14 protein-coding genes are annotated in these 21427 nt (G+C 33.1%); 7 read left to right on the forward strand and 7 right to left on the reverse strand.

Translation table 11 applies throughout. From position 1 onward, the window contains the following. Nucleotides 1-55: 55 nt before the first annotated feature. Both gcvP and WNY78_RS09595 read left to right on the forward strand, forming a co-directional pair. Nucleotides 56-2908, forward strand: a complete 2853-nt coding sequence (gene gcvP / locus WNY78_RS09590; RefSeq protein ID WP_342872977.1) for an aminomethyl-transferring glycine dehydrogenase — start codon at nucleotides 56-58, stop codon at nucleotides 2906-2908. A gap of 107 nt (nucleotides 2909-3015) precedes the next feature. Next, entirely contained in the window at nucleotides 3016-4074 is a 1059-nt protein-coding gene (locus tag WNY78_RS09595) for a ketoacyl-ACP synthase III (RefSeq protein ID WP_342872978.1), read from the forward strand. A gap of 1 nt (nucleotide 4075) precedes the next feature. Here the strand turns inward: WNY78_RS09595 and WNY78_RS09600 are convergent, their stop codons facing one another. Beyond that, nucleotides 4076-7246, reverse strand: a complete 3171-nt coding sequence (locus WNY78_RS09600; protein ID WP_342872979.1) for a T9SS type B sorting domain-containing protein — start codon at nucleotides 7244-7246, stop codon at nucleotides 4076-4078. A 161-nt stretch (nucleotides 7247-7407) separates the two neighbouring features. Here WNY78_RS09600 and WNY78_RS09605 point away from each other — a divergent pair, with 161 nt between their 5' ends. Both WNY78_RS09605 and WNY78_RS09610 read left to right on the forward strand, forming a co-directional pair. Beyond that, complete coding sequence (locus tag WNY78_RS09605; protein WP_342872980.1) at nucleotides 7408-8235, forward strand: FkbM family methyltransferase; 828 nt, start codon at nucleotides 7408-7410, stop codon at nucleotides 8233-8235. Between the two features lie 5 nt (nucleotides 8236-8240). Then, nucleotides 8241-9098, forward strand: a complete 858-nt coding sequence (locus tag WNY78_RS09610) for a glycosyltransferase family 2 protein (protein ID WP_342872981.1) — start codon at nucleotides 8241-8243, stop codon at nucleotides 9096-9098. Nucleotides 9099-9173: 75 nt separating this feature from the next. On the opposite strand, the gene WNY78_RS09615 is transcribed toward WNY78_RS09610, so the two are convergent. Together WNY78_RS09615 and pafA are read right to left on the reverse strand one after the other, a co-directional pair. Next, entirely contained in the window at nucleotides 9174-9983 is an 810-nt protein-coding gene (locus WNY78_RS09615; protein WP_342872982.1) for a DNA/RNA non-specific endonuclease, read from the reverse strand. A 10-nt stretch (nucleotides 9984-9993) separates the two neighbouring features. Beyond that, complete coding sequence (gene pafA / locus WNY78_RS09620; RefSeq protein WP_342872983.1) at nucleotides 9994-11655, reverse strand: alkaline phosphatase PafA; 1662 nt, start codon at nucleotides 11653-11655, stop codon at nucleotides 9994-9996. A gap of 201 nt (nucleotides 11656-11856) precedes the next feature. On the opposite strand from pafA, the gene WNY78_RS09625 reads away from it, so the two are divergent. Next, nucleotides 11857-12597 (forward strand): ABC transporter permease, encoded by a 741-nt coding sequence (locus WNY78_RS09625; RefSeq protein ID WP_194508009.1) that lies wholly within the window; start codon nucleotides 11857-11859, stop codon nucleotides 12595-12597. Continuing rightward, nucleotides 12594-13361: an ATP-binding cassette domain-containing protein gene (locus WNY78_RS09630; protein WP_342872984.1), complete on the forward strand. Its 768-nt coding sequence runs from the start codon at nucleotides 12594-12596 to the stop codon at nucleotides 13359-13361. The genes WNY78_RS09625 and WNY78_RS09630 overlap by 4 nt, the downstream gene beginning before the upstream one ends. Here WNY78_RS09630 and WNY78_RS09635 read toward each other — a convergent pair. From WNY78_RS09635 to WNY78_RS09650, 4 genes are all read right to left on the reverse strand, one after another. Continuing rightward, on the reverse strand, nucleotides 13358-14857 hold the full coding sequence (locus WNY78_RS09635) for a DUF389 domain-containing protein (RefSeq protein ID WP_342872985.1): 1500 nt from the start codon (nucleotides 14855-14857) through the stop codon (nucleotides 13358-13360). The genes WNY78_RS09630 and WNY78_RS09635 overlap by 4 nt on opposite strands. Before the next feature lie 79 nt (nucleotides 14858-14936). After that, a complete protein-coding gene (locus WNY78_RS09640) occupies nucleotides 14937-16019 on the reverse strand; it encodes a mannose-1-phosphate guanylyltransferase (protein ID WP_342872986.1) in 1083 nt (360 codons plus the stop codon). Between the two features lie 31 nt (nucleotides 16020-16050). Continuing rightward, nucleotides 16051-16653: a SprT-like domain-containing protein gene (locus WNY78_RS09645; RefSeq protein WP_342872987.1), complete on the reverse strand. Its 603-nt coding sequence runs from the start codon at nucleotides 16651-16653 to the stop codon at nucleotides 16051-16053. Between the two features lie 8 nt (nucleotides 16654-16661). Continuing rightward, on the reverse strand, nucleotides 16662-20642 hold the full coding sequence (locus WNY78_RS09650; protein ID WP_342872988.1) for an FG-GAP-like repeat-containing protein: 3981 nt from the start codon (nucleotides 20640-20642) through the stop codon (nucleotides 16662-16664). Nucleotides 20643-20854: 212 nt separating this feature from the next. On the opposite strand from WNY78_RS09650, the gene WNY78_RS09655 reads away from it, so the two are divergent. Continuing rightward, on the forward strand, nucleotides 20855-21373 hold the full coding sequence (locus tag WNY78_RS09655) for an NUDIX hydrolase (protein WP_342872989.1): 519 nt from the start codon (nucleotides 20855-20857) through the stop codon (nucleotides 21371-21373). Nucleotides 21374-21427: the final 54 nt, after the last annotated feature.

A 21427-nucleotide genomic window follows, 5' to 3' on the forward strand; every position in this document is an offset into this window, starting at 1 on the left:
AATAAGGTTAATATTTCATTAATTTTGCAACACATAACACAACTCAAATAACTTAATGAATACTGCAGATTTTTCACTACGTCATATTGGTCCAAGAGAAGTGGATCAAAAATTAATGCTTGATGCCATTGGTGTTGATAATTTAGAGCAACTTATTTCTGAAACTATTCCTGATGATATTCGTCTTCATAACCATTTAGATTTAGAAGCAGCTATGAGTGAATTTGAGTATTCATCTCATATTAACGAATTATCTAAGCTTAATAAAATATACAAAACCTATATAGGTCTTGGCTATCACCCAACCATTTTACCAGCTGTTATTCAACGTAATATATTAGAAAATCCAGGTTGGTACACAGCTTATACACCTTATCAAGCAGAAATTGCTCAAGGTCGTTTAGAAGCTTTACTTAATTTTCAAACCATGATTATTGATCTTACAGGTATGGAAATTGCAAACGCATCGCTCTTAGATGAAAGTACAGCTGCTGCTGAAGCTATGGGAATGCTCTTTTCTGTTAGAACTCGTGATCAAAAGAAAGGAAACGTAAACAAGTTTTTTGTTTCAGATTTAGTATTACCTCAAACCATTGATCTTCTAGAAACTAGAGCAAATCCAATTGGTATTGAACTCATCATTGGAAATGAAGCTGAGTATAATCTTTCTGACGAGTATTTTGGAGCACTATTACAATATCCTGGTAAAAACGGACAAATAACAGACATTAAATCGTTTATAGAAAAAGCGAATGCTGAAAACATAAAAGTAGCTGTTGCAGCAGATATTTTAAGTTTGGTTAAATTGGAAGCTCCTGGGAAATTTGGTGCAGATGTTGTTGTAGGTACTACACAACGTTTCGGAATCCCAATGGGTTATGGTGGTCCTCATGCAGCCTATTTTGCGACTAAAGATGTATATAAACGTGATGTACCAGGACGTATTATTGGTGTTACAAAAGATGTGAATGATAATCGCGCTTTACGTATGGCATTACAAACACGTGAGCAGCATATTAAAAGAGATAAAGCAACGTCTAATATTTGTACAGCACAGGTACTTTTAGCTGTTATGGCTGGAATGTATGCAGTGTATCATGGACCTAAAGGTTTAAATCATATTGCTGATACTATAAAAGACTCTACTGCTACTCTAGCAAATGCTTTAGAAAAATTGGACTTAGAGCAAGTAAATTCACATTATTTTGATACAATTCAAATTAAAGCTGATGCTGTAAAAACAAAGTATGAAGCTGAAAAGAGAGAAGTCAATTTTCACTATCCAGATACTAATACCGTTACGATTTCGATAAATGAAACAACTTCAATTTCAGATTTAAACGAAATTATTGACATTTTTGAAAGTGTAACAGAAAACACTACAGATAGAATTGAAAAAAGATCAGCAAATACAACCATACCAGAGCATTTAAAACGTGAGTCAGATTTTTTAACGGTAGATGTTTTTAATACCTATCATTCTGAAACTGAATTGATGCGTTATATAAAATCTTTAGAACGTAAAGATCTAGCATTAAATCACTCGATGATTTCATTAGGGTCTTGTACTATGAAATTAAATGCAGCAGCAGAAATGTTGCCTTTAAGCACACCTAATTGGGGAAATATTCATCCGTTTGTTCCTGTTGATCAGCCTATAGGTTATAAATTAATGCTTAATGCATTAGAAAACCAATTAACCGAAATCACAGGTTTTGCTGCAACATCATTACAGCCTAATTCTGGAGCTCAAGGTGAGTTCGCTGGATTAATGGTTATAAAAGCGTATCACGAATCTCGTGGAGATCACCATAGAAATATTTGCTTAATTCCATCGTCTGCTCACGGAACAAATCCTGCAAGTGCTGTTATGGCTGGTATGAAAGTCGTGGTTACAAAAGCATCAGAAAATGGAAATATAGATGTTGATGATTTACGAGAAAAAGCAGAATTACATAAAGATAATTTATCGGCTTTAATGGTCACTTATCCTTCTACACACGGAGTTTATGAATCTGCTATTAAAGATATTACCAAAATTATCCATGATAATGGTGGTCAAGTTTATATGGATGGTGCCAACATGAATGCACAGGTTGGTTTAACCAATCCTGGAAACATTGGCGCAGATGTTTGTCACTTAAATTTACATAAAACCTTTGCTATTCCTCATGGAGGAGGTGGACCTGGAGTTGGACCAATTTGTGTTGCAGAGCAATTAGTTCCTTTTTTACCTGGCAATCCAATTATAAAAACTGGTGGTCATCAATCTATTTCAGCAATTTCAGCAGCACCATATGGCTCTGCTTTAGCGTGTTTAATTTCATATGGCTATATAAAAATGTTAGGTTACAGAGGACTTAAAAAAGCTACAGAAATTGCCATATTAAACGCAAACTATATTAAAGAACGTTTAAAAGACCATTATCCAACATTATATTCTGGAGAAAAAGGAAGAGCAGCACACGAGATGATTATTGACTGTCGTAATTTTAAAGCCAACGGAATAGAAGTTGTAGATATCGCAAAACGTTTAATGGATTACGGTTTTCACGCACCAACAGTTTCTTTTCCAGTGGCAGGAACTATGATGATTGAACCTACTGAAAGTGAGAGTAAACAAGAAATGGATCGTTTTTGTGATGCTATGATATCAATCAAGCATGAAATTGATGGCGTTTCTAAAGAAGATGACAATAATACACTTAAAAATGCACCACATACCTTGGCAATGATTACTGCAGATAATTGGGATTTACCATATACTCGTCAGCAAGCTGCATTCCCATTAGAGTATGTTAGGGATAATAAATTTTGGCCTAGTGTTCGTCGTGTAGATGATGCTTATGGTGATAGAAACCTTATCTGTACTTGCGCTCCAATAGAAGCGTATATGGAAGAAGCATAACAATACGAATTTTGGACATCGTATAATTTACACTTTGTACATTAGCATGTAATTTAATGTTAGTATATTGTCATGTTTGATTATTTCTTAAAAGGAAACTATAATTTATGAGTATTAAAATAACTGGAACTGGAAGTTTTATACCTAGTCGCATTGAGAAGAATGAAGATTTTTTTAAACATGAATTCTTAAATGCAGACGGTTCTACTATAAATAGCCCTAATGAAGTGATTGTTGAGAAATTCAAAGCAATCACTGGTATTCAAGAGCGACGTTACGTAAAACCAGAATTATTAAATTCTGATATTGCTTTTTATGCTGCGAAAAAAGCGATTGCAGATGCTAACATAGACAAAGAAACATTAGATTATATCATCGTTGCACATAACTATGGTGACGTAAAACATGATGCAGAACAAAGTGATACTGTACCTAGTATTGCATCTAGAGTTAAGCATTTATTGAAAATTACAAACCCTAAATGTGTTGGTTACGATTTATTATTTGGATGTCCTGGTTGGATTGAAGGTGTCATCCAAGCTAAAGCTTTTATTGCTTCTGGTATAGCAAAACGCTGTTTGGTCATTGGATCTGAAACTTTATCTCGTGTTGTTGATAAACATGATCGTGATTCTATGATTTATAGTGATGGTGCAGGAGCAGTTATTGTTGAAGAATCTACTGAAGAAGGCGGCATCATTTCACACGAATCTGCAACTTACGCTTTAGATGAAGCACATTTTATTTTCTTCGGAAAAACAAACCATCCAGAAACTACAGACCAACGTCGATACATCAAAATGTATGGTCGTAAAATCTATGAATTTGCATTAACAAATGTTCCTTTAGCTTTAAAATCGTGTTTAGATAAAAGTGGCTATTCTATTAAAGACGTTAAAAAGATATTGATTCATCAAGCTAATGAAAAAATGGACGAAGCTATTGTAAAACGTTTTTACAAACTTCACGATATGCAAATGCCAAAAGGAATCATGCCAATGACTATAAATACACTTGGTAACTCCAGTGTAGCTACAGTTCCTACACTTTATGATATGATTTTAAAAGGTGAGCTTAAAGATCAACATATCAATAAAGGTGATGTTATAATGTTTGCTAGTGTTGGTGCTGGAATGAATATTAATGCTATTGTTTATAAACAGTAAATTACCTTTTTAAACTGAAATGAGATCTGAACTCCAAGTCAGCACCTTCAAAATTTCTATATTTTACTAAATACCAATAATCATTGGATGGCATAATGGCTCCATTATATGTTCCATCCCATTTACTATCATTAGGTGTTAATGTTCTTAGCAACTTACCATATCTATCAAAAATGTACAAGATATATTTACACTCATTAGATGGTGATACCAAATGCCAATAATCATTATATCCGTCTCCATTTGGTGTGAAAAATAGTTTCGTCTCAAAGCAATCAAAAGTTGTAATACAGTCCAGTTCAATAATCCCTAAATCGGCAGTACAATTATTTGCGATATCCAACATCATGATATCACTATAAAGCCCAGTACTCAAATCTGACACTACGAAAAAACCATTATCATCAGATGTTTGCGTTATAGATTGATTTGAACCGTCATTATAAGTCAGTGTATATTCTGTATTTGGAGTAAGATTGAAAATAAAAATTGTTCCATCACTAAGATCACAGTTTGTTGGACTAATTGCAGATATACCTGCTTCAAAATTAGACGAGTTTAAAACAATTTGTTCTAAATTATCTACGCAACCACTGATACTCTCTGTGATAACAATAAAATCATAAGTCCCAGAACTCAATCCAGTGACTACAAACTCACCAGAAGTATTTGACATCTGAGTAATGGATTGATCCAAACCATCATTATAAGTCAGCGTATATTCTGTATTTGGAGATATGTTTGTTATTGTAATTGTTCCATCTTCCGAATCACAACCTGAAGGATTTGTTGACGTAATTGATGCAGATAATAGATTAGATGCCATTTCAACTTCGCCTAAATTATCTGTGCAACTCGTAGCATCTTCGGTAATAGTAATAGAGGTGTAATTTCCGTTAGCGAGATTTGAAAGCGTAATAGTTCCGCTAGCATCGGAAACTTCGGAAAGCGTTACTAATGTACCTTCAAAATCGTAAGTAATCGTGTAGGTTGAATTTCCGTTTAAATCTGAGATTACAATAACACCATCATCAATACCACAATCGGAAGGATTTGTTGATGTAATTGATGCAGATAATGGATTAGATGCCATTTCAACTTCGCCTAAATTATCTGTGCAACTCGTAGCGTCTTCGGTAATAGTAATAGAAGTGTAATTTCCGTTAGCGAAATTTGAGAGCGTAATAGTTCCGCTAGCATCGGAAACTTCGGAAAGCGTTACTAATGTACCTTCAAAATCGTAAGTAATCGTGTAGGTTGAATTTCCGTTTAAATCTGAGATTACAATAACACCATCATCAATACCACAATCGGAAGGATTTGTTGATGTAATAGTGGCTGAAAGCGATATTGTCATTAGTTCAACTTGTCCTATATCATCACTACAACTCGTTGCCTCTTCTGTAATGATTATAGCACTATAAATTCCTGCAGTTAAGTTTGATATTGTAACTGTTCCATTTGAATCTGAAACTAAGGATATGCTTTCTAGATTTCCTTCGTAGGTATAATCGAAAGTATGATTTGAGTTAGGGTTTAACCCAGTAATAACAATGGTTCCATCATCAGAACCACATCCTGAGGGATTGGTGAAAGTAATATTTGCCATTAGGCCAGTAGCGATCAATTCAACCTGAGCCAAATTATCATTACAACCCGTCAATGTTTCAGTAACTAAAATATTATCATAAACTCCAGCATCTAAACTTGAAATTGTTATCTCACCAGATGCATTAGAAAAGAGTGTTATTGTTTGTGGGGAACCGTTATTGTAAGTGATTGTATATTCTGAATTAGAATTAAGCCCAGAAATACTAAAACTACCGTCTTGAGTTCCACAGCCTGATGGATTAGAAAATGATTGTAAATCAAATGAAATTTCACCTAAATTTAAAATCCAAGCAGCTCCTTTCTGAGATCCATTTTCACTATCTCTATAAGCTCCCACTCCAATTTTAAAATTATTAGAGTCGGTGTTTAATAAACATACTGAGCCTCCAAATAAGTCACCATTTGTCAAATTACCCGAAAAACAATTTTCTGCATAGCTATAGAAAAACTCTTCTGACACAGTCCCATCAGAATTTAATTCAATAATAAAAAACCCACCTGTTTCTTGTGAAAGTGTAGGATTTACTTGTTTCATAGCCCCAACCACGACTTCAACTTTGCCATCATTATCAATATCAACAATACCATCAATTGATTCACCAAAGAGTGCACCCGATGTAATATTTGAATTTAAACCACCTGATAAATTTGAAATTTTTTGATGAGAATTAACGGTTCCATCAGAATTTAAAAATAAAACATAAAAACTTCCAGCGTTATTTAATTGATCATCATCTCTATATGAACCAACTGCAAGGTCAACAACTCCATCTCCATTTAAATCACCAATATTTACAACAGATCCTCCAAAATAATCTTCAAAACCTAAATTCAAACCAAAATTACCTGCAGTAGAGCTTATTTTTTGTGAATTATTAACCGTGAAATCAGAATTCATAAATAAGATCCATAAGGCTCCACCGCTATTTCCTCCATCATTATCTCTCCTAGATCCAACTGCGAGATCTTCTATACCATCACCATTCAGATCTCCAATATTCTCAATATCAGTTCCAAAAATAGCATCACCATTTATAAAACCATTGAAAGCTCCTTGAGTATCACTAATTTTAGCGTGGCTATTAACAGTTCCATCAGGATTTAAAGATAATATCCAAACTGCTCCATGCCAAAAACCACCATCTCCATCGTAATCAGCACCAACCGCAAGCTCTATAAGTCCATCAGAATTTAAATCTCCTAAATAAGCTACCGCTCCACCAAAACGATCTTCATTATCTATAACTCCATTAAACCCTCCACTTGTGTCACTAATTTTAGTTTGATTTATAACAAAGTCATTACTATCTAAAAAAAGAATCCATACAGCTCCTCGGTTTATTCCTCCATCATCATCTGAAAAAGCTCCTACAGCTAAATCATTAACTCCATTACCATCTAAATCCCCAATACCATCTATCGATACTCCTAAGTTATCTTGATTATTTAAACCTCCTATAAAGCCTCCATTCAATTCATTAATTTTCTGAAAACTAGATACATTATAGTTTTGAGCAAACATAAATTGAGTGAAAATAAAAAACAGTATAAGAGATCTCATTGTATATATTAAGATAGAATGCAATATATGTAGATTGAATATAATTTTCATAAATTAATCTACATATATTTACGCAATATTTTATCAAAATTATGCAATTAGCTTATAAATTTATTTACAATTATCAAGTAAATTATTTCTTACGTAACATCAATTTTTGCTTGAAATCTTTTTTTAAAGGAATTAAAATTCCACCATCTGGAATATTAAAATTAAAGACTGATTCAGGATTAATTAAGATAGCTACTAATCAAACAAGTTATTTAACGCAATTATTATTTTGGAATGGTTATAAAGATTTTGAATACTCTGAACTATTTGAAAACCTTTCAAAAGACATTGATACGTTTTTAGATATTGGCTCAAACATTGGCTATTATTCACTATTAGGTGTGAAATCAAATCCTCACATGAAAGTTTTTGCATTTGAACCGGCTAATGGACCAAAACATTATTTGAATAAAAACATTGTTCTTAATAACTTTTCAAGTCAGATTAAATCTATTGATTTAGCACTTTCAAATACAATAGGCAACATAGATTTCTATGAAGTTGAAAGTCTAAAATATAAATACATAAAGTATAATTTAGCTGGAGAAGGCAATGCAGGAACTAAAACAACCTCTCGTAATTTTATCAAGAATACTGTAAAAGCTGACACTCTTGACAATTTTGCCAAATCAAATTCAATTAATAAGATAGACCTAATAAAAATTGATACTGAAGGTACTGAAGTAGATATTTTAAGTTCTGGTAAAAACTTAATAATAAATTCTCAACCAATTATAATTTGTGAAACCCTATTCAATACAATTGAGGAGGAATTAGAAAGCTTTTTCAAAGAGTTAGATTATGAACTCTACAACCATACTGAATTAGGTTTAACTAAAGTAAAAACGATTAAAAGACCATTAGATGATGGTGTTAGAAATTGTTTCTTTGTGCCGAAATCTAAATCACATTTAATATCTAAATTTATTCAAAACTAAAACTATTGAACTTCTACATCATCATTCCTGCACATAACGAAGAAGATAGCATTGCTCAAACCTTAGAGTCATTGGCTAATCAATCGTTACCTGCAAAACAAATTGTGGTGGTGAATGACAATTCAACAGATAGAACTCAGGATATCGCATTGAAGTTTACAGCTAAACACTCTAATATTTCAGTAGTTGAAAACATATCTTCCAATACACATTTACCAGGTTCAAAAATTATCAACGCCTTTTATAAAGGTTTAGAAACCCTAGACCAAGATTATGATGTGATCTGCAAATTTGATGCAGATTTAATATTTCCGAAGAATTATTTAGAACAATTAGCATCTCATTTTAAAAACAACGAACGTTTGGGAATGGTCGCTGGGTTTTGTTATATCAAAAAAAATGAAGATTGGGTTTTAGAAAATTTGACACGTAAAGATCATATACGTGGTGCACTAAAAGCGTATCGCAAACAATGTTTTTTAGACATCGGAAAATTGAAACGCTCTATGGGTTGGGATACTGTTGATGAGTTATTAGCAAAATACTATAAATGGGAATTGCTAACCGATGAAACGCTTCACGTTAAACATTTAAAGCCAACAGGAATTAGCTACAACAAAGCGTCAAAATATTTACAAGGTGAAGCGATGTACAAAATGCGCTACGGGTTTTTAATTACGCTCATTTCCGCAGTAAAACTAGCATTCAAAAAGAAGAGCTTTACACTATTTCGTAATTATATGTCTGGCTATTTTAGAGCTAAAAAACAAGGTATCGAGCATTTGGTTACTGAAGAGCAAGGACAATTTATTAGGAAATTACGTTGGGATGGAATGAAAGGGAAATTGAAACATTTTGATTAACACATTCTTGATGATGAGATCCTGAAACAACACTTCGACTTCGCTCAGTGTGACAGTTGAGGATGATGATTCTCGTCAATTAAAACTCCAACCTTTATAATCGCTAGATGCTTCTAATTTGTTTTCTAAGTCATCTTCTAATTCTGCAAAAAAGTCAATACCAGTTAGTTTTTCAATATCATCAACAGACACTACAAACTTATAAAGTGGCTGATTAGATTCTTTATGAGGCATTAAAAATGCAATCATTTTAGTTTTGCCTGTGTTATTATCAATGAGTACTTTATAAAATTGATTTGGCACACTTACTTCTTCGTCTCCAATGGTTTTCATATTTCCGTTTAAAACACCACCTGTTACTACAAAAACACCATCATATTTACTAGCCCAATAGCGTACTTTTTGCTCAAGCGTGTTCCAAACACCAGCATTGAAATTATGTTCTTGTGGACTAATATTACTCGTTAAAAAAGTTTCATCATGTGCAAATTGACTATACTTTCTATCTCCTGCAGGACATAAATGCCCACGATCATAACCAGATTTTTTATAGTTTTTCCAATGTGCAGCTCCAGTTTTTACGGCTTTATCTATTTCAAAATATGGTCGTTTGAAGTTGGTATTCGAAAGGTGAGATTTTTTCAATTCGTAAGCAACCCATTCGGCTTGTTCGTGAGATTCACTGTACGATAAAGAATAACCTTCATGATGTACAATTTGACCTGTTGTACTTGTTGGTAAGAAATATTCGTTAGTATCAGTTTTAACGGTTCCTCCTAATTCTATGATGTCATTTGTTTCTTCAACTTTTAAAAAGTGTTCATAACCATAAACACCAAAAATGATTAGAATTGCGATTAAGGAATAGATTGTTTTTTTAGTCATCGTTTAGCTTCTAATCAATCACAAACCCTAAAGGCTTCCCAGTCGCAGCATTTGGAAAACTAATTCCAAGTAAAGCCGAAATCGTTGGTGCAATGTCAGGAATTACTGTTTTATCGTACGTTTCTCCATGATTAATCCCTTTTCCGAAGAACAATAAAGGCACATGTGTGTCATAATTTAATCCGCTACCATGTGTAGAACCTGTTTTTCCGTAGGAAATATAAGCAGGATCAGCTACTAAAATAATATCTCCAGATCGTTTTTGATTATAGCCATTTTGTAATAAGGACTCAATACCATTCGTGAAATTTGACGTCGTCATGGTATGTGCAGAAAACACTTTTTCAACATGCTTGTAGCCAATCAACTCATTAACCATAGCTTCTTGAACGTCATTAATATTTAACCCTAAACTATCAATGTATTTTCTATTTAAAAATATCTGGTCATTACTAATATTCTCAATAAGGTCTGATGATTTAAACTTTGCATTTAAATAATCTGTAAAACGTGTTCTAGTCTCTTTATTATTTAAGTATCCTGATGGGATTTTCATACTCTGTAAATATGAAGGCACCTCAACAGCACCATGATCTGCAGTTAAGAAAACAGTATAATTCCCTTCTCCTACTTGTTGATCTAAGAATTTAAAAAAGCGTTCTAAATCTTTATCTAATCTAATGTAGGTATCTTCAATTTCTTTAGAACTTACTCCAAAATTATGACCTACATAATCGGTTGCCGAAAAACTTACAGTCAACACATCAGTAATATTATCCTGTCCCAATTGCTCTCCTTTTATAGCTTCTATAGCAAAATCTGTAGTTAGAGAATTTCCGTAGGCAGTTGCTTTTAGAATATCGAAACCACGATTATCATCTTTCAGTTTTGCCAAATCATAAGGAAATGTTGCTTTTTCTTTTCCTTTAAAACCACCTTCAAATGCATTCTCATCGCTTCCACTTTCGGTATACGTCGAAATATCATAATAGGTATCCCAAACTTTAAGGTAAGATTCGGCAGCTTCCGAAGCATTAAAATCTGATACCCATTTAGGTAATTCATTTTGATAAAAGGTACTAGAAATCCAAACACCTTCATCTCTACCATGAAACCAATATGCTGCATTTGCAGTGTGACCTGCTGGCAAAATTGCGCCTCTATCTTTTAGTGACACTCCTATGGTTTTACCACGCATTTGAGTAAATAATCTGTTCTCATCACCAAAAGTGGTTGTCTTCATTCTATTTGGAGACATTTTTCCTGCATCATGAGCTGTACCAACCGACTGCACATTATCATCTTGCGCGCAATACACCATTTCTTTGGTTTCTTTATCATACCAGTTATTACCAATAATTCCGTGATATTTAGGTGTTGTACCAGTATAAACTGATGTATGTCCAGGACCTGTATACGTTGGGATATAATTAAAATGATTGTTTTTACAGTTGAAACCTTCGTTGATCATTCGTTTAAATCCGCCATCTCCATATTTACTATCAAACCTTGTTAAGTAATCGTAACGCATTTGATCTACGACAATCCCAACCACTAATTTAGGATTATTTTGATCATTAGAATCCGTTTTTTTTACTTCGGAAATTGGCTTTTGCGCATTACACGACGTAATTATCAAAAACACGACTAAGAGATTAATTATAGATTTCATCGGTATAGATTTATATTTTTTATTGAGTTTAAAGACTGTAAGTTATCCTTCATTTTATAGAATGATAGAACTATTGACATGCTTGTTGTACTAGAATGATTATTTATAGTTTCAAAAATACAGATTTTTGTTTAGCATCTTTTTACTTTAACGTTAAATAAGTCTCTCTATTTTTTTACTTTTACCATAACAAATTTTACTATGTCATACCTCCATAATATTGGTGCTTATTTTTTAATGATTGCTGAGATGTTTCGTAAACCTACCAAATGGTCGGTTATGCGTACATTAATATTAAAAGATATTGATGATTTAATTATTGGCTCACTTGGTATTGTGGCATTTATCTCATTTTTTGTTGGAGGTGTTGTGACTATTCAAACGGCCTTGAATATTGACAATCCGTTAATCCCTAAATATCTCATAGGTTTTGCTACTAGACAATCTATTATTTTAGAGTTTGCTCCTACATTTATATCCATTATTATGGCTGGTAAAGTGGGTTCATTTATCACGTCTAGTATTGGTACGATGAGAGTTACAGAACAAATAGATGCTTTAGAAGTTATGGGTATCAATGCTTTAAATTATCTTGTATTTCCAAAATTTATCGCTTTAATGTTATACCCTTTTGTGATTTCTATTGCTATGTTTTTAGGAATTTTAGGAGGAATGGCTGCAGTAATATTTGGTGGCTTTGGGACTTTAGATGATTTCATTACAGGTATCCAAATGGATTTTATACCATTCCATATTATTTATGCATTTATTAAAACCTTTGTTTTTGCTTTTGTTTTAGCAACAATACCATCTTTTTACGGATTTTACATGAAAGGTGGAGCTCTCGAGGTTGGTAAAGCTAGTACAACCTCTTTTGTTTGGACTAGTGTCGCTATTATCCTTTTAAATTATATATTAACTCAACTCCTTCTTGCCAAATGATAGAAGTCAAAAACATACATAAGTCTTTTGGAGATGCTCATATTTTAAAAGGTATATCTACAACTTTTGAGAAAGGAAAAACAAGTTTAGTCATTGGACAAAGTGGCTCAGGAAAAACAGTATTCCTAAAATGTCTCCTGGGATTATTTACTCCTGAAGAAGGAGAAATCCTTTACGATGGCAAAGCTTACTCTAGTCTTACAGACGATGAAAAACGTAACCTTAGAGCTAAAATAGGTATGGTATTTCAAGGTAGTGCGCTTTTTGATTCTATGTCAATTCTTGAGAATGTGATGTTCCCACTGCAAATGTTTACTAAGCAAAGTAAAAGCGAAATGGAAGAACGTGCAGACTTTGTTTTAAAACGTGTTAATCTCGAAAACGCACATCAAAAAATGCCTAGTGAGGCTTCTGGAGGAATGCAAAAACGTGTTGCAATTGCAAGAGCAATTGTAAATAATCCTAAGTATTTATTTTGTGATGAACCTAACTCTGGACTAGATCCAAAAACAGCAATTGTTATTGATAATTTAATCCAGGAAATTACCGACGAGTATAATATCACAACTGTAATCAATTCTCATGACATGAATTCTGTAATGGAAATTGGTGAGAAAATTGTATTCTTAAAAGACGGTCTTAAAGCATGGGAAGGCTCAAAAGACAACATCTTTAAAACCGATAATGAAGTCGTAACAGACTTTGTATATTCTTCAGAATTATTTAAAAAAGTGCGTCAAATGTATTTGGAAGAGAAAGGTTAATTTCTTCTAATCATTACAGTATCTACTTTCAACTCCTTTTTAAGCCAAACTTGTAGATCTCGTTCTTTAGCTAAAACAACACTATCTTCAAGAGACACTTTCCATCTTACATTTGCAACGGAAACAGTATCAATATTTATAAAATCTTTAGATTCTAACATTTTAGAATATCCAAAATATTCTAAATCATTAAACCTCACTTTGGCGTCACGAGTTAAATTTGTAAATGATATTGCACTGACAGATGCACTTTTTGATTCTATTTGCTTGTTTAAGTTTGTAATATTATCTTGAAGTTCTCCCACTTGTTTTTGAAGACCTTCAATTATAAAATCTTTTTGGTCTAAGTCTCTAATAGCTCTATCATAAGCATCAGATATTTTATCAAAACCTCTTGTTTTATTACCCTTAACCTCTAATTTAAAGTCTTTGATTTTATCATAATTTTTAATCTTATTTTCTAGGTTAGTAACCATTTGATCAGAAACCTCTCCATTAAAATATAAATCAATGGTTTTTTTGTCCCAGTCATGAATGCCATTTTGAAACCAAAGATCACGATTTGATTCAACCTCATTTTCTATAAATGACTTATAATCATTATCTAATCCACTATCCTTTAACACTCTTAAAAACGTAATTGTAGGATATATCATAACGATTACTGCAACAAGAGCAGCAAACCTTGCAATTCTTCTTCGTTTAGCAGAATTTGCATATTTAAGCATAGGAAACCTTAATAGCTTTAAAACGATAAAAGTTGCTAATGCAATAAATATGGTATTAATCGTAAACAAATTCATTGCTCCTAAAAAATAAGTCCAATTCCCTATTGCTAATCCATAACCTGCGGTACATAAAGGTGGCATTAAAGCAGTTGCTATAGCTACACCAAATATTACAGAAGCAATTGTTCCTCTTTTTGTTCGCGCAATAATAAGTGCTAAACCACCAAAAAATGCTATTAAAACATCTCTTATATCTGGACTAACACGACCTAATAACTCTGAAGTATCATTACTTAACGGAAAGAAATAGAAAAACAAAAATGCAGTTAGTAAACTAAGTACAATCATTGTTATTAAATTAATTAACGACCGTTTTAAAGTATCAATATCATTAATAGCAATAGATAAACCAACTCCTAAAATTGGTCCCATTAGTGGAGAAATTAACATGGCTCCAATAACAACTGCAGGAGAATCTGCGTTTAATCCAACCGAAGCCACCATTATAGAACATACTAAAATCCAAGCCGTTGCGCCTTTAAATGGCACATCTTCTTTTATCGCCTGAATAGTAGCATCACGATCTGTATCATCTCTAAAATCAAGAAGTTCATTTAAAAAGGTTGTGATACTCTTCCACAAACCTTGTGCATCTTTTTTAACCGCTTCTTTTTTTTCTTCTACAGCATTCTCTTTATTCATCTCATTAGTAGATTGCTGATTTTCTTTTTCAGAAAAATTGAATTTATTTTCTTTATTCTCTTCCATTCATTACATGTCTAAAAACGTATTTTAAAATATATCAAATAATTGAGTTTGTCAATTTTGATGATTGAATCTCTAAAAATTAACCATAATGCTCTCCAAATTTATCTTTTACTTTTTGGAGTACTTTTTTAATATCTTGTTCTTTTGTCTTCGGAAAGATAAGCAAAACTTCATCTTTATCAACAATTATGTAATCTTGTAATCCATCAACCACAACTACTTTATCTGCTTTGGTTCTTATCATATTACCAGACGCATCCTCAGTTAATGTTTTGGCATTAACAACAGCATTACCATCAGAGTCCTTATCTAATTTATCATATAAACTTCCCCAAGTACCAAGGTCATTCCAATCAAATGTTGCTGGAATTACAAAAACATTGTTGGATTGTTCCATGAGCGCATAATCCACCGAAATATTTTCTGCCTTACCATAATTATCTCTAATAAAATCGTCTTCAAAATCAGTATTATACACGTCAATTCCAGATTCAAAAAGACTAAATAATTTAGGCTGATTAGCTTTAAATGCTTTAACAACACTACTCACGCTCCACATAAAAATTCCTGCATTCCATAGAAAATTCCCTTGTTCTATAAACGATTTTGCAGTTTCATAATCTGGCTTTTCTCTAAATTGATTTACTCCTTTAATGTTTTCTTCTGAAGATTTATCATACTCTATATAACCATATCCCGTATTTGGAAATGCAGGCTGTATACCCAACGTCATTAACGCATCATTTTTAGAACAAAAATCAAAGGCTTGCTGCACATTATCGGTAAAGGCATCTTCGTCTTCAATCCAGTGATCACTTGGTGCAACAATCATTACAGCATCTTCGTTTTCTTTCTGTATTTTTAAAGCTGCATATAGAATACATGGTGCCGTATTTCTCATTGCAGGCTCCAAAACCACTTGACGTTTAGTAACTTCAGGCAATTGTTCAAATACCAAATCGTTATAACGTTCATTGGTTAAAATGAAGATATTTTCCTTCGGAATTAAATTTGCAAGCCTATTAAATGTTTTTTGGATTAATGTATCTCCAGTTCCTAACATATCATGAAACTGTTTCGGAAAATCCTGTGTACTTACAGGCCAAAACCTCGACCCTACTCCTCCTGCCATTAATATGGCGTAATAATTTTTATTCTGCATCTATTTTATGTCTATTTACGCTTTATTTAAATTAATTAGAAGTTATTAAATCAACTTCTACATTTGCATTAAACAAGTATATTTTACCCGTTTTAATTTCTACACATTCATAACGTGTGCGTCGTTTTTCGCCTTTTTGAAATACACGACCATTGTATATTTTAAAAGAGGTATGCAAAGGTACTTCAAAAATAAATGTTTTATCGTTTGGCACGTCGAATTGCTTTAAAGCATAGGCGAGTTTAACATCTGTGTCGCTAGACGCTTTTGGATTCTTAAAATGTTTAGCCAACAATGGTAAAAGTTCTAATGGGAAAATTTCAGGATTAATAAAAGGTAACATTAAATGCTGAAATGTGCGTTTCCACTCTATTCCATGAGGTTTTATAAATCTACCGTAATTTTTATAAGCTTCAAAATGAGCGATTTCGTGAATCAATGTAATAAGAAACCGATAATGATTTAAGTTAGAATTTATTGTGATTTGATGATTTCCGTTAGGCAAACGTTTATAATCGCCATGTCTTGTTTTACGCTCACTTTTGACCTTGACACTTAGTTTGTCATGATCTAAAAGCTCAATAATTTCTGGAATAGCCTTTTCTGGAATATACTCTAAAAGTGTATGTTGCATATAAATGATTAACTCTTAACGATTAATAGTTTTGAATTAGCATTTATATTCAAAAAATACAGTCCAGCAGCAGTTCCCTCAGGAATAACAAGTCTTGTTACACTGCCAAATTCATTAAATTCCTTTTTAAGTATATTCACTTGTCTGCCTCTAATATCAAAAATCGTAATGCTATCATCCTGAGCCGAATTTGTAATAAACACTTCATTATTAATCACAGGATTTGGATATATAAATTGCTCTGTATTGTTATTAACTATTGCGTCTCCACTAAAATATGGCACTGCAAATGCAAAGGCATCATTACCTACTTTTTCTCCAATAAATCGACCAGGAATATCATCTGCTGGTGGATGAATTCCTCCCCAAATACGTGACAAACTCGTTTGGTCAGACGCATCTCTATAGGTTGCCCATTGTAATTTTATATCTACGGAAGGTCCTTCCTCAAATACTAAAAAATCATTCTTTTTGGCTGTAAACTCTCCTAAACCACCAGGGAAAAATGCGCTTCCTGTTATTTTTGTCATTACCTCTGAAGCTGCTCTAGAATATGTAGAGTGTCCAGAAACAAAACCTGCAAATGGAGGTGTAACGAATGTTGGTCTTTGATATGGCCACCAATTTTCGGCAAGAATCCAACCAACTCCTGCATCATCTATAGATTCATCTTCAATATAATCTGGACCTCTCCATGTGTATAATTTTATTTTCATAAAGTTAACACCTTCTTCTCCAACTAAAGGATCATTTTCACCAACAACCTCTACGTAACCGTCTAATAACGGAATTCCTGCAACATTATAATTACTAAGTGTTTCATCTGTACTTTGACCTAAAAGCGCCATATGTCGTATTGCTGAAATTGGCCTCACATAATCATACCATCCTTTTATACTCCATGCCGAAATTGCCGAATCATGCATTGCTCCTCCCAAAATAAAATAAGATTTCACATCCCATTCTAAATCATCAAGAATAGCACCTTCGCCTTCAAATTTCTTTTGTAATAGTGGATGTTCATTCACATAATTTAAAATTGTGAACCAATGTCCTGGAGGTGTTTCAGAATCTGGACCATCTGCCCAAAACTCTGCTAAAACTCTTGCATAATCACCTCTAGGCACGATTTGAGATTCATAAGCCTGACCAGTAACTGGATTAACAGCATGACCTTGACCAATATCTCCTCCTTCAATGACCTTATAAAAATTTGGATAGTCACTATAATTTGTTGGGAAGTCATTAATATCTGTATTTCCAATTGCGGAAGGCGAAATATCCCAAAGCACATTATCACTAGGATCTAAATGAGAACCCCAAATGGAAACCATAGAAAACCCAAGTTTGTATGCATCACTAGATGCGTCATTAGTCGTTTGATTTAAATATGGAGGATCACTAGGATCGTTAAATACTTTATAAGAATCTCCATCTCTTGAATAGGTCACTTGATCTTCCGAAGTCATAGCAAAAGGATACACATTTCCCCATTCTGGGCTTAAAAACTCTATAACAGATCCTTCAATTAAATTTCCGCTTTGATCAATAAAAGTATCCAAACTTAAGGGTTGCCAACGATTAGGATCATTCATTAACGTGGTCGTTGGAACAGCTGGACCTAAAGGCTCATTTATAGAACTATAATACGCATTGTTAAAAGATTCCAACTCTCTTGAGCCATCACCATTTCCGTAGTTAATCATCGTCTCTGCTACATAATTTCCAAGAGCTGCTGCATTTCCAAATTGATATAAAGTGGATACTGCAAAAGTGGTTTCGTAACCTAATTGTTGCATGACTAAATCAAAGAGTTGCTGAGATTCTTCAGCATTTGGCGAGTTTTGAAATCGGTAGGATAACAAACGGTACATGGCATAACTAATTGCTTTTTTTCTTGATTCCTCTATACTTTCTACAGGTGTAAACTCTAATAATTCCGTAGAAAAATTATTTACAGTATTACCTATAAGATAGGGTTTTGCTTCGTCATCATATATTGCCCAAATGTCATACATAGCAACGCTTGTATGAAACAAATTACGAGCATGAACCGTTGGTCTAGCAAAATCATTTCTAATAGCTTCAAGCAAGACTTCGTTCCATAATCTTGCGATTGAAACATCATCAGGAAGATCATTAGCACTTAATTGTACTGATAACTCTTGTGCTTCACTAAAACAATTACCGTTATTCTCTCTAACACTGATGGTTCCTGTTTCGTTCAAACCCCATTTTACTGATACTGTACTTGTGTTTTGACCATTTACAATTTCACCTCCTACAACTGTCCAATTTGCAGTAGATCCCATTTCTATTGGATAGTTATAATCTTCTATTCTGAAAAATCCTGAACTAGTAGCTCCAGAGATTTCATTAGCATCCAGATACGTACAAGAGCCATCATCTATAGTTGCATCTGGATTAAAAGTACATGAAAACGGATCTAAACAACCATAAATTTTTTGACTTGGCAGAATGTCTAAAACGGTAAACCCTTCACCTTCTATTGCTAATATAGTTGTATTCTCATCTAAATTTTCATGAATTTCAACCAATCCTGAAGGCCATTTGATTTCTAGTTTATCTATTTGGATATCATCAGACAATCCAAAATGAACTGCTTGTAAACTCTGAGATAAAAATCCAACACCTGTATAATGTCTAATATAATTACGATCATTTGTTCGCAACGTTAATTTAGTTCCAATCGCATCTCTATTTGAAATGGTCCCTTGAAGATTTACTTTAAACCACTTTAACGTGCTTTCTTCATCAAAATTAAGGAGTTTGTTTTCATAAAGTATTGATGGTTGGTCTGAGTTGGTGACATAAATATCTAAATCGCCATCATTGTCATAATCCCAATCTATGGCTTCTACACTCATGGTGAGTGCGTTGAAATTTATTTCTTCGGAAATATCATCGAAGCCAGTTAAGCCTTCCGCAGTTAAATTTTTAAAATATGCATTGTTTTGAGCTCCATTGGTTTGGAATTCATAGCCGTTAACGATAATTAAATCTTCATCACTATCCAGATCAAAATCTGCAAATTTCGCTCCCCAAGCCCAACCTGTTTCAGTAATATTATACAACAATGATTGTTCTAAAAACGTATTATCTCCAACATTTACAAAAAGGTCATTATTTTCTCTTGCTGTAATTAAAATATCAAAAGCGCCATCCAGATTAAAATCACTAAGGGCAATTGCCATATCATCAACCATATTGTCGAGTCCATATAGTTGCGCTTTTTCTATAAAAGTGTTGCCATCTTGATTGACGAACAAACTATTTGGTTTCGACAAATCATTAGAGACATATAAATCCATCCAACCATCATCATCGAAATCAAAAGGTACTGCCATATAACTTGCATAGATCCCAGTGTCTTGCATATTGGTTTCTTGGGTAACATTAGAAAAGGTTCCGTTTGTATTATTTAGATACAATGAATTGGTTTCACAAAAATCCCAGTCGCTAACATATAAATCTAGAAAACCGTCATTATTATAATCAAACCATGTTGCTCCTGTATGTCTACAATTACTAAATTGTGTAAGTCCTGCACCTTCTGTAACTTCTGTAAAGATTCCGTTTTGATTGATAAAGAGTTGGAGTTTATTAGCATGTGTAAACACTAAATCTGGAAAACCATCATTATTATAATCTCCCCAAGATACTCCATGTTTAAATCCTTTGAGTCCATAAAAATCATCAATCTCATCGATCACAGGATGCAAATTAGTTAGACCTACAAGTGCTGTAACATCTGTAAATGTGCCATTATTATTATTTCTAAAGAGTTTACTTTGGGTTGTCTCGTCACCTTCAACATCTTGAGCCCAAGCCACGACAAAAATATCGAGGTCGTTGTCGTTATCATAATCTGCAACTGCAACACCATTATTGTTTTCTAAATCCCCTAATCCTGAAGCCACTTGAACTTGCTCAAATGTTTGTGCATTAAGTAATGAAGAATAAGTCAAAAAAAGAAAGATTAACATACTTGTTAGCATGTTAGTTTGTAGTCTTAAATCCACGTCAACAAATTTTTATAAAGGTAATAAATCAGCGCTAAATATTAGCTCTATATATAAAACAACTTAATGCCTCATATTCCTGATTAGAGTGCAGGATATATTAGAAAAACAGTTTAACTTTGACTCTTGTCAATTCAATAATTAGACATCCTAAATAAATGCAACATTTAAAAACCCATTATCATCCTGAAATAAAAACTTTAGAAAACAAATCTATTGTGAGAAGGCTAGCCACAAGAAGTATCACTATACAAGGTCATAATATTTTATTGATGTACACTGAAAGATATGAAGATTACAGTCTTCCTGGTGGAGGTTTAGATTTGGGCGAAGACAAATTTGAAGGCATGATGCGTGAGCTTAATGAAGAAACTGGTGCGGTTTCTATTAGAAACATTAAACCATTTGGCATTTACGAAGAGTATAGACCTTGGTATAAACCAGATTATGATGTACAGCATATGATTTCTTATTGCTATACATGTGATATAGACAAAGAATTAGGCAACTCAAAATTAGAGCATTATGAAATAAATAATGGTATGAAAGCGGTTTGGATTAATATCCATGAAGCTATAAAACATAATACCACTACTATGGCTACAAGTGATAAAAAAGGGATGTCTATTGAACGAGAAACGTTTTTATTAAAGCTTATTGCTGAGCGTATTGGTTAAAACTATGCACTAAACTTTGTTAAAAAAAATAGCCTAATTTCTTCTAACAGTCCA

The organism is Psychroserpens sp. AS72 (assembly GCF_038900375.1).
GTDB lineage: Bacteria > Bacteroidota > Bacteroidia > Flavobacteriales > Flavobacteriaceae > Psychroserpens.

Bases quoted from the DNA above. Each gene is read 5' to 3' on its own strand.
- WNY78_RS09635 (WP_342872985.1), bottom strand. From the start codon at position 14,857: ATGGAAGAGAATAAAGAAAATAAATTCAATTTTTCTGAAAAAGAAAAT.
- WNY78_RS09625 (WP_194508009.1), top strand. From the start codon at position 11,857: ATGTCATACCTCCATAATATTGGTGCTTATTTTTTAATGATTGCTGAG.
- WNY78_RS09640 (WP_342872986.1), bottom strand. From the start codon at position 16,019: ATGCAGAATAAAAATTATTACGCCATATTAATGGCAGGAGGAGTAGGG.
- WNY78_RS09595 (WP_342872978.1), top strand. From the start codon at position 3,016: ATGAGTATTAAAATAACTGGAACTGGAAGTTTTATACCTAGTCGCATT.
- gcvP (WP_342872977.1), top strand. From the start codon at position 56: ATGAATACTGCAGATTTTTCACTACGTCATATTGGTCCAAGAGAAGTG.
- WNY78_RS09630 (WP_342872984.1), top strand. From the start codon at position 12,594: ATGATAGAAGTCAAAAACATACATAAGTCTTTTGGAGATGCTCATATT.
- WNY78_RS09615 (WP_342872982.1), bottom strand. From the start codon at position 9,983: ATGACTAAAAAAACAATCTATTCCTTAATCGCAATTCTAATCATTTTT.
- pafA (WP_342872983.1), bottom strand. From the start codon at position 11,655: ATGAAATCTATAATTAATCTCTTAGTCGTGTTTTTGATAATTACGTCG.
- WNY78_RS09655 (WP_342872989.1), top strand. From the start codon at position 20,855: ATGCAACATTTAAAAACCCATTATCATCCTGAAATAAAAACTTTAGAA.
- WNY78_RS09645 (WP_342872987.1), bottom strand. From the start codon at position 16,653: ATGCAACATACACTTTTAGAGTATATTCCAGAAAAGGCTATTCCAGAA.
- WNY78_RS09600 (WP_342872979.1), bottom strand. From the start codon at position 7,246: ATGAGATCTCTTATACTGTTTTTTATTTTCACTCAATTTATGTTTGCT.